15 protein-coding genes, 1 pseudogene and 1 riboswitch are annotated in these 12,902 nt (G+C 56.2%); of the genes and pseudogenes, 5 read left to right on the forward strand and 11 right to left on the reverse strand.

Translation table 11 applies throughout. The features are described from left to right. Nucleotide 1: 1 nt before the first annotated feature. On the reverse strand, nt 2-547 hold the full coding sequence (locus LNA76_RS06375) for a cytochrome b (RefSeq protein WP_230018495.1): 546 nt from the start codon (nt 545-547) through the stop codon (nt 2-4). A gap of 590 nt (nt 548-1,137) precedes the next feature. Here LNA76_RS06375 and LNA76_RS06380 point away from each other — a divergent pair. The 4 genes and pseudogenes from LNA76_RS06380 (at nt 1,138) to thiD (ending at nt 3,326) form a co-directional block, all read left to right on the forward strand. Continuing rightward, complete coding sequence (locus LNA76_RS06380) at nt 1,138-1,515, forward strand: hypothetical protein (RefSeq protein WP_230018497.1); 378 nt, start codon at nt 1,138-1,140, stop codon at nt 1,513-1,515. 6 nt (nt 1,516-1,521) lie between these two features. After that, nucleotides 1,522-1,911: a tautomerase family protein gene (locus tag LNA76_RS06385; RefSeq protein WP_094196468.1), complete on the forward strand. Its 390-nt coding sequence runs from the start codon at nt 1,522-1,524 to the stop codon at nt 1,909-1,911. Nucleotides 1,912-1,956: 45 nt separating this feature from the next. After that, a riboswitch (TPP riboswitch) is annotated at nt 1,957-2,075 on the forward strand. 76 nt (nt 2,076-2,151) lie between these two features. Further along, nucleotides 2,152-2,523: pseudogene (locus LNA76_RS06390) on the forward strand (NUDIX hydrolase); the annotation flags it as partial. After that, the gene (thiD, locus tag LNA76_RS06395; protein WP_230018499.1) at nt 2,520-3,326 is read left to right on the forward strand and encodes a bifunctional hydroxymethylpyrimidine kinase/phosphomethylpyrimidine kinase; all 807 of its coding nucleotides are present in this window, start codon (nt 2,520-2,522) and stop codon (nt 3,324-3,326) included. The pseudogene LNA76_RS06390 and the gene thiD, both read left to right, overlap by 4 nt. Nucleotides 3,327-3,428: 102 nt before the next feature. Here the strand turns inward: thiD and hisI are convergent, their stop codons facing one another. From hisI to LNA76_RS06435, 8 genes are all read right to left on the reverse strand, one after another. After that, nucleotides 3,429-3,944 (reverse strand): phosphoribosyl-AMP cyclohydrolase, encoded by a 516-nt coding sequence (gene hisI / locus LNA76_RS06400; protein WP_230018501.1) that lies wholly within the window; start codon nt 3,942-3,944, stop codon nt 3,429-3,431. Beyond that, the gene (fur, locus tag LNA76_RS06405) at nt 3,934-4,392 is read right to left on the reverse strand and encodes a ferric iron uptake transcriptional regulator (RefSeq protein ID WP_230018503.1); all 459 of its coding nucleotides are present in this window, start codon (nt 4,390-4,392) and stop codon (nt 3,934-3,936) included. The genes hisI and fur overlap by 11 nt, the downstream gene beginning before the upstream one ends. A gap of 25 nt (nt 4,393-4,417) precedes the next feature. Next, nucleotides 4,418-5,812, reverse strand: a complete 1,395-nt coding sequence (locus LNA76_RS06410; protein ID WP_230018504.1) for a dihydroorotase — start codon at nt 5,810-5,812, stop codon at nt 4,418-4,420. Then, nucleotides 5,809-6,276, reverse strand: a complete 468-nt coding sequence (locus LNA76_RS06415; protein ID WP_230018506.1) for a SufE family protein — start codon at nt 6,274-6,276, stop codon at nt 5,809-5,811. The genes LNA76_RS06410 and LNA76_RS06415 overlap by 4 nt, the downstream gene beginning before the upstream one ends. Then, nucleotides 6,263-6,538, reverse strand: coding sequence for a membrane protein insertion efficiency factor YidD (gene yidD, locus LNA76_RS06420; protein ID WP_108727350.1), 276 nt, complete (start codon nt 6,536-6,538; stop codon nt 6,263-6,265). The genes LNA76_RS06415 and yidD overlap by 14 nt, the downstream gene beginning before the upstream one ends. A 130-nt stretch (nt 6,539-6,668) precedes the next feature. Next, nucleotides 6,669-7,610: a GTP cyclohydrolase FolE2 gene (gene folE2 / locus LNA76_RS06425; RefSeq protein WP_230018508.1), complete on the reverse strand. Its 942-nt coding sequence runs from the start codon at nt 7,608-7,610 to the stop codon at nt 6,669-6,671. Nucleotides 7,611-7,672: 62 nt separating this feature from the next. Further along, nucleotides 7,673-8,890: a zinc metallochaperone GTPase ZigA gene (zigA, locus tag LNA76_RS06430; RefSeq protein ID WP_230018510.1), complete on the reverse strand. Its 1,218-nt coding sequence runs from the start codon at nt 8,888-8,890 to the stop codon at nt 7,673-7,675. A gap of 234 nt (nt 8,891-9,124) precedes the next feature. Further along, nucleotides 9,125-9,826, reverse strand: a complete 702-nt coding sequence (locus tag LNA76_RS06435) for a helix-turn-helix transcriptional regulator (protein ID WP_230018512.1) — start codon at nt 9,824-9,826, stop codon at nt 9,125-9,127. A gap of 71 nt (nt 9,827-9,897) precedes the next feature. On the opposite strand from LNA76_RS06435, the gene LNA76_RS06440 reads away from it, so the two are divergent. Beyond that, a complete protein-coding gene (locus LNA76_RS06440) occupies nt 9,898-10,263 on the forward strand; it encodes a VOC family protein (RefSeq protein WP_121738746.1) in 366 nt (121 codons plus the stop codon). Nucleotides 10,264-10,371: 108 nt separating this feature from the next. On the opposite strand, the gene LNA76_RS06445 is transcribed toward LNA76_RS06440, so the two are convergent. Both LNA76_RS06445 and LNA76_RS06450 read right to left on the reverse strand, forming a co-directional pair. Continuing rightward, a complete protein-coding gene (locus LNA76_RS06445) occupies nt 10,372-12,084 on the reverse strand; it encodes an acyl-CoA dehydrogenase family protein (RefSeq protein WP_230018514.1) in 1,713 nt (570 codons plus the stop codon). 21 nt (nt 12,085-12,105) lie between these two features. Further along, nucleotides 12,106-12,753 carry a TetR/AcrR family transcriptional regulator gene (locus tag LNA76_RS06450; RefSeq protein WP_094196455.1) on the reverse strand — a complete coding sequence of 216 codons (648 nt, stop codon included), beginning with the start codon at nt 12,751-12,753 and terminating at the stop codon, nt 12,106-12,108. Nucleotides 12,754-12,902 lie beyond the last annotated feature (149 nt).

The following is a 12,902-nucleotide window of genomic DNA, read 5'->3' on the forward strand; positions in this document are numbered from 1 at the left end:
TTTACAACTCCACCTGTTTGCCCAGCATGCGCCGCAGGGCCAGATTTTTGAGCACAACATGGTTTTTGAATGCCCCGAAAAGGTGCAAGGCCAACCCCAGCAAAAAGGCAGTGGCGCCAATATTGAACAACACATCGACCACGGCTTTGAGCTGCTCATTCGGGCTGATCAAGGTCGGCAAGGCCAGACCACCGGGCAGTTCCACCGCCACCCCCGCTGCCGCTCGGGACAGCCAGACAGCAACGGGCAGCAGCACCATCGCCAAGGCCAGGGCTATCGCCACGGAACGGGCCACTATCACCTCTACCGGATTGGGCGAGCCCACCGGCAAGGGATGAAAAGACGTCACCCGCGCCCAGAAACGGTAGATGGAGATCAGGAACAGCAGCGTCCCCAGCAGATTTTGCAACAGCACCAGCCGCGCCTCACCGGGGCTTTGGGCGATGGCCACCTCCAAACCCAGAATGGAAAACAGCAAGGCCGCAATAAGCCAGTGCAACACAATCGTGATGGGCGAGAACCTGAGTCCGTTGTCTCGCAGTTGCATGATTAGCTCCTTGAAAAGGTCATCGAGGACAAGTCCTTTACCGTGCAATACCCAACGTGATACGTCGTGGGCCGCCTACCCAACACGCACAAGCGGCCAGCTTCGGTCATCACCTTGCCTCCTGCTGGTCTGGGCCTGGGTCACGGTGTCCTCAGAGCCTTGGCTCTGCCAAGGACCGGCGTTTAAGAGCCTTGACGATAGGCGCAGCCATCAATCAAGTAAAATGATGAATATTGATAAATAAAATCTTTTTTAGTGATCGATGAACAGATAGTTTTCCTCATGCCCTCACGCGGCAGACGGGCAACCCTCATCATCTCAGCCCTCTGGCACTGGCTCCTACCTGCAGGCCGTCTGCAAGTACGCCTAAAGCTCGTCCAGACCACGCTTATAGGGATCGCCCTTTAATCATTATTAATGATTCATAAATTCACTATTCATCATTTTACTTGATTCATTCAGTCTTCTATCTTCCCTATGGATAGCGCCGCTATCCCGACCTCAAACTTGGAGACTGATACCGTGACTCACCCTGCTGCCTATCTCGTTGACTGCACAAATGGCCACATCTTGCCTGGCTTTTGACTTGTATGTTGACAGACGCCCAACGCGACATCATCAAGGCGGCTGTGCCGCTGCTGGCAAGCGACGGTGAAGCCTTGACCACCTATTTTTATGAATTGATACTGCGCGACTCCCCACCGCTGAGTCCCTTGGCCAGCCAGATCACCAACAATCGCGTTGCTCTCCAAATCCAGTCCGAGCGTGCCCCACATGGGGACACTTTCCTGCTGCAAGCCCTACGCGAAGAGCTGAGCGAGAGAATGGCCAGCAACGAGCTTATCGATGAATGGGCCGCCGCTTACCAGCAACTATCAACCTTGCTCATCGAAGCCGAACGCCTGATGTACGACGATATGGCTATCACTCCCGGCGGCCTTGCAGACCGCACTTCCTATCAAGAATGAACCACCATGCCACTACTGAAATTTGATCTGATCCAAGGCCGCAGCGACGACGAACTACGCCAGCTACTGGACACCACGCACCAAGCCATGGTGCACGCCTTTGATGTTCCTGCCAGCGACCGCTACCAATGCGTCACCCAGCACCGTCCCGGCGAGCTGGTGCTGGACGACACCGGCCTGGGTTACCCTCGCAGCGACAAAGTAGTGCTGCTGCATATCGTGTCCCGCCCCCGCAGCGAGAGTCAGAAAGTCCAGTTCTACCGTTTGCTGGCAGAGCGACTGGAACAAAACTGTGGCGTATCACCCGATGATCTGATCATCGCCCTGGTCGAGAACAGCGATGCAGACTGGTCCTTCGGGCGTGGGCGAGCGCAGTTTTTGACGGGGGAGTTGTAGGCGAAAGACAGGTATACTCGCCAAGACCGTTTTAACAAGAACGGTCTTTTCACCGAGGGGAGCCTGGCGAGCAGGCTGAGAAACTGCCCGAGCAGATTGCACCGCAGTGACCCGTTGAACCTGATCCGGGTCATGCCGGCGAAGGGACGGGTATGTACCTGCTCGCCGCTTGCTGCCGGATGGCTATCCTTGACTAGGAGTTGCTATCTTGTCGTCTGACCACTCTCCCGCGCCAATCGGCCCGATGCCGGACGCTGGGCCTTTCCGGGCGGCAAAATCCGCGCGGGCGAAACCATCATGGCGGCGGCCCATCGGGAGCTGGCCGAAGAAACCGGCATACAAGGCCAGGCCTTGCAGGTCTTTGATGCGCTGGATGTGTTTGACCGCGAGCCCAGCACCACACCCTTGGCCTATTCACACTTCATCTTGATTGCCGTGCTGTTTCGCTGGCAGCAAGGTGAGCCACAGGCAGGCGATGATGCCCTGGACGCACGCTGGTTCAGCAATGCGGAACTGAACAGCCTGGATGTAGCACACAGTTTTGACGTCGTCCGAGTTGCCCGCCAGGCACTGGCATTGGCTGCCACTCAAGATCAAGTAGGCCGAGCATGATTCCGAATGTATTGAGTATTGCGGGCACAGACCCGACCAGCGGCGCTGGTATTCAGGCTGATCTGAAAGCCATGTACGCCTTGGGTGCCTACGGCATGAGCGTAATTACAGCCGTGGTCGCGCAGAACACCCAGGGCGTGCGGCGTTTTGTGGCGCTGGAGCCGGACTTTGTGGCGGACCAGTTGGACGCGGTGTTTGAGGATGTGCGCGTGGATGCCATCAAGATCGGCATGATCGCCAACGTAGGGATTGCGGAAGCGATTGCAGACCGCCTACACCATCACGGCCTGGACTGCCCGATTGTGCTGGACCCGGTCATGGTTGCCAAAAGCGGGGACCGTTTGCTCAGCCCCGAAGCCGTCTCCGTGGTGCGCGACAAGCTGCTGCCCATGTGTACCCTGCTCACCCCCAACTTGCCCGAAGCAGGCGATTTGCTGCAAAAACCGGAACCCGCCTCGCTGCAAGAAATGCACAGCACTTTAAAGGATTTGTGCTTGCTGGGCCCTGAATGGGTGCTGCTCAAGGGCGGCCACCTGGACGGCCCGGACAGTGTGGATCTGTTGCAAGGTCAGGGGCAGAGCCATGCTTTTCAGTCGCCCCGCATCCTGACACGGAACACGCATGGCACGGGCTGCTCACTATCTTCTGCCATTGCCGCCCTGCTCCCGGGCCGCAGCGTGCCAACTACGGTGGGTTTGGCCAAGGAATATCTGAATGGCGCTTTGGCCGCTGCCGACCAATTGCAGATCGGCCTGGGGCAAGGTCCGGTGCATCATTTCCATGCTTTATGGCCTCTGAAGTAAGCTCTCTCCCATTACAACTGATCGCTATGCGATGTTCAGTCTGACTGCCCTGCAGTTTTACGAGTGCGAACAGTCAAGCGGCTCCATTGAATGAAACAAACACTACAGCACAGTGGGATTGGGCACATCCCCATACACTTCTTTGGGATCAAAGGTCTTGGCGGACTCCACAAAGACCAGATCCTGACCTTTGCTATGCTCGGCACCCACCGGCACCTGCCGGTAGAAACAGGAGTAATAGCCCACGTGGCAACTGGCTCCGGAACCGGCTACCCGCACACGTAGCCACACCGCATCCTGGTCGTCGTCGATACGCATTTCCTCTACCGTCTGCACCAGTCCACTGCTGGCACCTTTATGCCAGAGCATTTGACGCGAGCGGCTCCAGTAATGGGCCTCGCCTGTCTGTATAGTTTTTTCCAGGGCTTCCCGATTCATGTAACCCAGCATCAAAACCTCGCCATTGCTAGCGTCTGTCGTGATGCAAGCAATCAGGCCATGCTCATCAAACTTGGGAGCCAGTTCGTGGCCCTCTTCCACTTGCTCTACCGAAATTCGGCGTCTTATTTGTACTGCCGTATTTTCAGCAGACCTGGTTTCTTGTCCTTTAGTCTTCACGTTTCTTCCTTGTCATCATGGGTTCCGGGCGATATTCGCAATCCGGTTTCAGGCAACGGCCATACAGCACATGGCTATGTTCCAGAACCTGAAAGCCCCGTTCTTGAGCAATCGTTTTTTGTCGCTGCTCAATAGCTTGGTCATGAAACTCCTGCACACGTCCGCAGTCCGTGCAGATCAGGTGATCATGGTGTTCGCCGTCATCCAGCTCATACAGCGCCCGGCCAGATTCAAAATAAACCTGCTTTAGCAAGCCTGCCTGTTGCAACTGGGTCAACACACGGTAGACTGTCGCCAGGCCGATCTCGCTGCCTTGTCGTATCAATTGGCGATACACATCGTCTGCCGTCAAATGACGAATGCCGGGGGCCTGGAATATCTCAAGAATCTGGATACGGGCTGTGGTCACCTTCAAGCCACGCTCTTTAAGCTCTTTTGAATCCGTCATGGCGCACTCCTGATTGAATGGGCGGCTAAGGGACGTCCAGAAAACGCAGCGGCCTGCCTTGCGCCTGCCCTTCCAAGGCTTCATCACGAACCACACAATGGCCGCGCACAATGGTGTGAATTGGCCAGCCTACAACGGGCATACCGTCGTAGGGAGACCAGCCGCTGACACTGGCAATCCAGTCATTGCGGATACGGCGGCGTGCCTTCAAATCCACAATGCTGAAATCCGCATCAAAGCCCACAGCGATGCGTCCCTTGCCTTCCAGACCAAAAATCCGGGCAGGCCCGGCACTGCTCAAATCCACCAGCCTGTGCAGACTCAAGCGACCTGCATGGACATGGTTCAACATCACAGGTAGCAAGGTCTGCACGCCGGTCATGCCGCTGGGTGAAGCGGGATAGGCTTGGGATTTCTCCAGTAAGGTATGCGGCGCGTGATCGCTACCAATGACATCCACCACACCCGAGCGGATCGCCTGCCACAGCGCGTCTTGATGAGCTTGCTCGCGCACCGGCGGATTCATTTGCGCCAAACTGCCCAGACGCTCATAGCATTCAGGGGCTTGCAAACTGAGATGATGCGGGGTCACCTCTACGGTCACGCGGTGTTTGTGGGCGGCCAGAAACTGCATTTCCTCTGCGGTGGACACATGGAGCACATGCAAGCGGCGATTCACCTCTGCCGCCAGACGAACAATGCGTTGCGTGGCCTTCAAGGCACTTTCCACATCACGCCAAACCGGATGTTGGCGCACGTCGCCGCTATCCAGAGCGATCTGTTTGCGCTCACGCAGCCTGGCCTCATCCTCCGCATGCACCGCCAGCCGTCTACGGCCATGACGCAAGATGCGACGCAAGACGTCGTCCTCATCCGCCAACAGGTCTCCAAAAGAGCTGCCCATAAAGACCTTGATGCCTGCGCAGCCTGGAAGCTGCTCCAATTCCTGCAAAGACTCGGCATTCAAGGCAGAGCCACCGATATAAAAGGCGTGATCACACCAGCTACGGCCTTGAGCAGCATCCAGCTTGGCTTGCAAGTCAGTGGCTCCCAAGGTCAAGGGATGGGTGTTGGGCATCTCGAAAACCGCCGTCACCCCGCCCAGGACCGCGCCCCGTGTACCCGCTTCCAGATTCTCTTTGTGCTCCAGCCCCGGCTCTCGGAAATGCACCTGGCTGTCGATTACCCCTGGCAATACGTGCAGCCCCGTAAGGTCCAGCACGCAGTCCGCACTCCAGCCGGGCTGCAAATCGCCCAGAGCCATAATCCGACCTTGCACACAGGCGATATCGATAGGCTCGGCCCCGTTAGGGGTCATTACCGTACCGCCACAGAGCAGCAAATCAGCATGGCGCAGATTATGCCGCTTGGTCGTTTCTGCGGTCCGGGAGAGAGGGGCCTTCGGGATTGCTGGTGTCATTGTTTTGCCTTTGCGGTTTCTGCATCCAAAGCGGCTTGCGCCTCCAAACGAATCCGCTCCATCATGTGAAACAGGCCATTGGCACGATTCGGTGACAAGTGCTGCTCCAGTTCAATTGCCTGTAAAAAGTCAGGGGGATGGGACAGGATTTCTTCAGGCAAACGCCCCGAATACACCTTCATCAATAACGCCAACAAGCCGGTGACGATGGCGGAATCACTACAAGCTTGAAAAAGCAGCTTGTGATCACGCAATTCAGAGATCATCCAAACCTGTGCCTGACAGCCATGCAAGCGGTTCGCCTGCGTACGCCATTTTTCTGGGAAGTCCGGCAAGGAGCGTCCCAGATCAATCAGATATTCGTAGCGCGCCACCCAGTTACCCAGGCACTGGAAACTGTCCACAATGGATTGCTGCGCCTGGAGTATGGACTCTTCTGGTACTGCCCCCTTATCCACGGCCATCTCCTGAATGCTTGGGCGTTTGGCTACCCTGATCGCCACGAGCCGGAACAGGGTCATGCCCGCCCGGATGCCAGGGGTGACAACGGACAATACGCCGTGCGGCCAGCCAGCTTCCTTTGAGTGGGCCGTGCGTCTGCAAGGCTTGGATCGCATATTGCGAACAAGTCGGATAAAAGCGGCAACGTGGCCCCAGCAATGGGCTGATAAAAAGCTGATAGCCGCGAACCAGCAAGATCAGGGCAGAGGCAAGAAAGGTTTTCATCGCCGCTCCGATACACGGAAGCGAACCACTCGCTCAGACGGATTAATCGTGATCTGGTTTGTCCTCTCCAGCGGCAAGGACGCGTGAGGGTGCAGTTGTGTTTGGCAAGGATTGATAAATACTAAAACACTCATGACGCCACGCCCCCGTTCAATCGCGCAAAAGGCGTCTCTGTCATCAAAGGCGTTTTAAACGCCACCGCATCATGGGGGTGCAAACTCTCCAGATGGCGGACCTGAATGCCAGCGTTCTGATAGTCTACCAAGGCCGCTTCTATACGACGCGCCGCGTCCTCTACAAACATCAGATTCTGGCCATTCAAGGCTGCAAAGGCTTGCTCATCGGCCCGTTTGACGGCCGTTTGCAAAGGTGTTGCCAGTGCCTTCTCGACACGATCAATCAAGGCTAAAAATCCGAAATCCTCGCTATCTTCCGATACCTGAACCTGAACCAGAGCCTGACTGCGCTGGCTGTGCGCAGTAGCCAGGCTGGCGTGCTTGTGCAGCCAGGCCGCTACCTCCTCAGCACGCAAGTCAGGCTGCCGTCCAAAGGCCTGCATAAAGCCCTGTTCAATCAATTGCCGAGCCAGCGCAGCGGAACAAGGACAGGTCGACGAATAGCCAATCTGAACCTGCATTTTGCACACAAAACTGCCGTCCACGAGACGGGCTTCCAGCACAACGGGATAGGACTTCCATCCTGCCAAGTCCTGCGTCACCAGGGCAGGCCGTCGCAGCAATAAATCAAAGCTGAAACCCAGTCGCGCACTGCGCGTGCCGCAATCCTCCTGGCTATCCACCATGCTTTGCAAAAGACGCCGCAGCCCCAACAGCGACAAGGCCTGTTCTGGTGGCACGTCATTGAGCAAGCGATACAGCCTGGACATGTGTATCCCTTTCACATGTGCCAGCGGCAAATCAACCTGGGCATCGACACGCGCATGAAGTTGGCGCGTATAGCCCGGTTCGACCACGGTAATAGGTAAATCGATTCCCTCCATGCCCACCCAGGACAGCGGAGTCAGGCCATAAGTGGAATCGTTCAAAGCCGGGTCGGGAAGGACAACAGTCATACTCAACATCCAATCAAAAGGTCTTGCCCAAGCCGACAGGGACTAGGCAAGACCTCATTCCATCAAGGCCAGTCTGAGAACGGATTCGTCCATGTTGTCCAGGTGCTGGGACCGCTGGCCATTTCTTCATCACTTAACAGGCAGGCATCGAAACGGGCACGCAATGCGGCCTCGTCCATATCCATGCCAATCAGAACCAGCTCCTGACGCGCGTCCCCGACGCGCTCATCCCATTTTTCCTTGATCAGGGCTACCGCTTCGGGGTCTTCCGGCCAACGTTCGGGCGGCATGGAAGCCCACCAGTAACCCGCCACGTGATAGCGAGCCACCGCACCCGCCTGTGACCAGGAACCGGCCAAGGTCGGGAAGTTCGCCAACCAGAAAAAGCCTTTGGAACGCACCACGCCGGGCCATTCGCTTTCAACGAGCTCCAGAAAACGCTGCGGATGGAACGGGCGGCGGGCGCGGTACACAAAATTGCCTATGCCGTACTCCTCCGTTTCCGGGGTGTGAGTGCCACGCAATTCCTGCAACCAACCGGGGGCTTTGGATGCCTCTTCAAAATCGAACAAACCGGTGTTAAGTACGCGATCCAAGGGCACCTTGCCAAACTCGGCCGTCTCAATACGAGCGCGAGGATTCAGACTGTTCAGAATCGCCATCAGGCGTTCACGCTCTGGTTCACTGATCAAATCAATCTTGTTCAGAACCAGCACATCACAGAACTCGATCTGCTCAATCAGCAAGTCCACAACGGTACGCGCGTCTTCTTCACCCAGGGATTCGCCACGGGACTGAATGCTGTCTTGCGAGCTGTAGTCACGCAGAAAATTAAAGGCATCCACCACCGTAACCATGGTGTCCAAGCGGGCGACTTCACCCAGACAACGGCCATCCTCGCCTTCAAAGGTGAAGGTTTCAGCGACGGGCAGCGGCTCTGAAATACCGGTGGACTCAATGACCAGTTGATCAAAACGCCCTTCCTTGGCCAGACGGTCCACCTCCAGCAACAAGTCCTCACGCAAGGTGCAGCAAATACAGCCGTTACTCATCTCCACCAGCTTTTCATCCGTGCGCGAGAGCTCGGCACCGCCATCACGAACCAGAGCGGCATCAATATTGACCTCGCTCATATCGTTCACGATGACGGCCACGCGACGACCTTCGCGATTGTTCAGGATGTGGTTCAGCAAAGTCGTCTTGCCCGCTCCCAGAAAACCGGACAAAACCGTTACGGGAATGCGGGCCGAGGGATCGACCGGCGTGTTATCGGGGTTCATCGTCATTTCTCTTCGTCCTTGAGCCATCAATGGGCGGTTCCTTGCAAAGGACTCTCGCCAATTATGAGATGTTATAACATAACAATAATAAACCAGAAAAAAACCCTCTTGTAAGGAGGGCTTGAAGCGCAGGACGGAGAAACTGGTTCTCACAAAGCGACGTAGCAGGAATCAGGAATCAGGTGTCAGGTGTCAGGTGTCAGGTGTCAGGTGTCAGGTGTCAGGTGTCAGGTGTCAGGTGTCAGGCACATAGCTTAGCTCTGTTTGTATTGCGCGCCACTGCTTGAACAAATCAGCCCGATGCCGAGGATAAGACTCTTCCAGACTGATCAATCCTCGTATCCTGTCCGTGCGGAAGTGCCGGAAATCCCCTTTCAACTCACACCAGCCCACCAGAATCCGAAAGTGCTGAAAGTAGCCCAAGGAAAAAGGCCAGATCACTCTCTCCGACTCTTGCCCTGCCCCATCTATATATGTGATGCTCAGCTTGCGCTGCAAACGAATCGCTGTACGCGCAATGCCAAGATCAACAAGCTCAGCATCCTGAATCACTCTGGGTCCAACCCGTAAAGCGGTGCTCTCCAGGCTGTCTCTCAAGTTATCCGGCAACACCGCCGAGATCTTGGCCATCGCATCGCCAGCCGCTTTGGTCAGCGGTTCATCCGCGAACTTTTCTACCCAGCGAAAGCCCAGTATCAAGGCCTCCAGCTCCGCTTGAGAAAACATCAAGGGTGGCAGCATGAAACTGGGGCGTAGCACATAGCCCACGCCAGGTTCCCCTTCTATATCAGCACCTTGTGCCTGCAAGGAAGCAATATCTCTATACAGCGTCCGAATGCTGATGCCCAGCTCTCGAGCCAGCCGCGCACCACTTACCGGACGCTTATGTCGGCGTAGCACTTGTAAAAGGGAAAGAAGTCGTTCCGCTCGGGCCATGCTAGATACTGCCATTTTTTGGCAGTATGGTCACCCATAATGATCTGCTTAATAACCATGTTGGAGCGATCATGAATCACCCAAATCTTTTGCTACTCTACGTCCAAGACCCCGCCGCCAGCCGCCTTTTCTACGAAAAACTGCTACAAAAAGCGCCTGCTGAATCCTTCCCCACCTATGTCGCCTTTGAGCTGAACAAGGGCTTGACGCTGGGTTTGTGGTCTACCCAGGCAGCCAGCTTTGTATCATCCGGAACCGGCCATCGCTCCGAGCTCTCTTTTTTAGTAGACGATGATGCGGCTGTTGATCAACGGCATCAAACCTGGGTAACAGCGGGTATCCCCATAGAGCAGGCACCCAAGACAGCCGTTTTTGGGCGCACATTTGTCGCTCTGGACCCCGATGGGCACCGACTAAGGGTCTGCACGGCAGCGTAAAACGGAAGCTGCCTTGCCTGCAAAGCCGCCAAGATCAAGCAACAAGGGCTATCCAAGACTTAGTCCTGATAGCCCTTTACTCACTCCATACTTAGTAAGCCGCACCAATCAATCTGCCACCATCGCTCTGCGCATGATTTTCTGCGTGACTGACAAGGACGTTGTCATTCCCAAAGTGCCGTAATGCGCCCCCCAAGTTCCAAGCTCCCCGGAACTACGCGTACTTAAAAACACATCCACCACTTCCTGCGGGCTATAGCGCAACAGCTCAGCGGCCTGCAAAACACGGGCGACGGCTTCGGTCATAGGGCGGGCCAGGAACTCATCCTCAATCGCGGCTCTCACCAGACGTTCAGTGTGCTGTACCAGGGCATCGAAGCGCTTGTCTTGCCCGACCAAGGGTCTGATTTCATTGAAAACCGCCTCCACCGTGAGCGGATCTCTGATCATGGCGCGCCGCACATCCATGCACATCATATTGGCCGTCCCTTCCCAAACGCTGTTCAAGGGGGACTCTCGATACACACGAGCCATGGGGTTTTCTTCAATAAAGCCATTGCCGCCGTGACACTGCAATGCCTCGTTCGCAATAGAGGGCGCGCGCGAGCAATTGAAGTATTTAGCCGCAGGCGTCGCCACCCGCGCCAGCAGCCTTTCGTGTTCACTGCCTTGCATCAGGTCAGTGGCCTTGGCGACTCGCAAGGACATCAAGGTTGCCGCTTCCACTTCTACCGCCATATCCGCCAGCACATTGCTCATCATGGGTCGGTCGGCAATAGAGGTCCCAAAAGCCTTGCGTGATGTGGTGTGACGCAGGGCCAAGGTCAGCGCCTGCCGCATTAACCCCGCCGAGCCAATCGCAAAATCCAGACGTGTCAAATGCGAGTGCGACAGAATTTCCCGAATACCGCGCCCCTCTTCCCCTACCCGAATTGCCAGCGTGCCCGCATATTCCACCTCACTGGATGCGTTGGAGCGATTACCCGCCTTGTCCTTCAGACGCTGCACAAAAAAACGGTTATAGCTGCCGTCCGGCAAGGTACGGGGCAAGAAGAAACACGTGACATCCCCATTGACCTTGGCCAGCGTAAAAAAACCATCGGACTGCGGCACCGAACAAAACCATTTATGCCCCGTCAGCTCATACCAATGCGCCGTGGCACCGTGATAATCCACACTATGGGAGAAGCGCGCGGTCGTCTGCGTCTCGCGCAGATCTGAGCCGCCCTGCTTTTCTGTCATCGCATAACCAATCACCACCGAGGGCTTGTCCCCCACTTCGCGGCGACTGTATTCATAGCGTGTCCCTTTGAGCTTGTCCGCCCAGATCGCCAAAGCAGGCTCGGCCTCGAAACCGGCATAAGCCGCATAAGCCATGCCAGTCGGGCAGCCCGTACCGTGCTCCACCTGATTCCACAGATAGGACAAGACGGCGCGGGCGAAGTGGCCGTTTGCCTCTTGGGTACGCCAGCTTAAATTGGGCACCTCGTGCTGCCAGGCCAGGCCCATCAACTCATGCCAGCTAGGGTGAAATTCCAACCAATCAATCCGGTTGCCGAAGCGATCATGCGTTTTAAGCTCAGGAATATGGCGGTTCGCCAAGCGAGCCAATTCCTGCACATTTTCATCGCCGGCCACCGCCCCCAAAGCCTGACAGCGCGATGCGGCCCAAGGGGCTTCACGGCTAATGGCATCACGTAAAACCTGATCGCCCGTAAAAGCATTGAAACCACTGGCGGGCAAGGCCTGATTCAAAACCTGATGTGTGCTGTAACGATCCTCGGGCGCATTCAACATGCTGAGGGAGAGCGGCTGGTTCATGGTTGTCTCCAAACTGTTTTTCTAAGACGTGGCAGAAAGGACTGCCACACTGGCACACGCCATCTGGGCAATCTGGTCAGCCAGCGCGGCCACTTGGCGCTGGTAACTGTCCGTGCCATCGTGCTGCTGACGGCTTAAAGGAGAAAGCGGGCCAATCAACCCTTCCATGAAACCGCCCACGATGACGGTCGCCGCAATATCGGGCTGCACATCCTGGCGCATTTCCTGCGCGTCCTGACCTGTGGAAACAATGGAGTGGATGACCTGGCTGATCGCGGCGCGGTACACCAGACGAGCCGCGTCGATTTCCTTGTCGCAAGGCTCGGCAATCAAGGCATAGGCCAAACGAGGATTACGCATGGCGCGCTTCACAAAAGTGGAGACAGCGGCATGCAGGCGCAACATGGAAGAACCATCGGCCTGCGCAATGTCCGTGAGCACATCGACCTCGCGCTGGGACACCAGCGACAGGACTTGCGCGAACAGCTCGGCTTTGGAGGGGAAGTAACGATAGACCGTCCCCGTGGCAATACCGGCAGCGGCCGCCACACTGGCCACCTGCGCTTCCTGCCAGCCTCCTTCACTGACCAAAGCGCGAGCGGCTTCCAGGATACGGCTGCGATTGTCTTGCAGACGGGCTTGAACGGCGGGGGTTTGACGGTAGGCCATAAAGAAGTGAACCAAAATTCATTACATGAGTGAATCCTAGTTCATTTCTTTGCCATGGACAAGAATTTCTTTAATCAGGGGTGTAAATAGACTCGCCTACTGACATTGCAGGCTGCTCGGGAGCATCTGTTATTTGAAACCCAGTCCCT

Source organism: Alcaligenes sp. MMA (assembly GCF_020907215.1).
Lineage (GTDB): Bacteria > Pseudomonadota > Gammaproteobacteria > Burkholderiales > Burkholderiaceae_B > Alcaligenes > Alcaligenes aquatilis.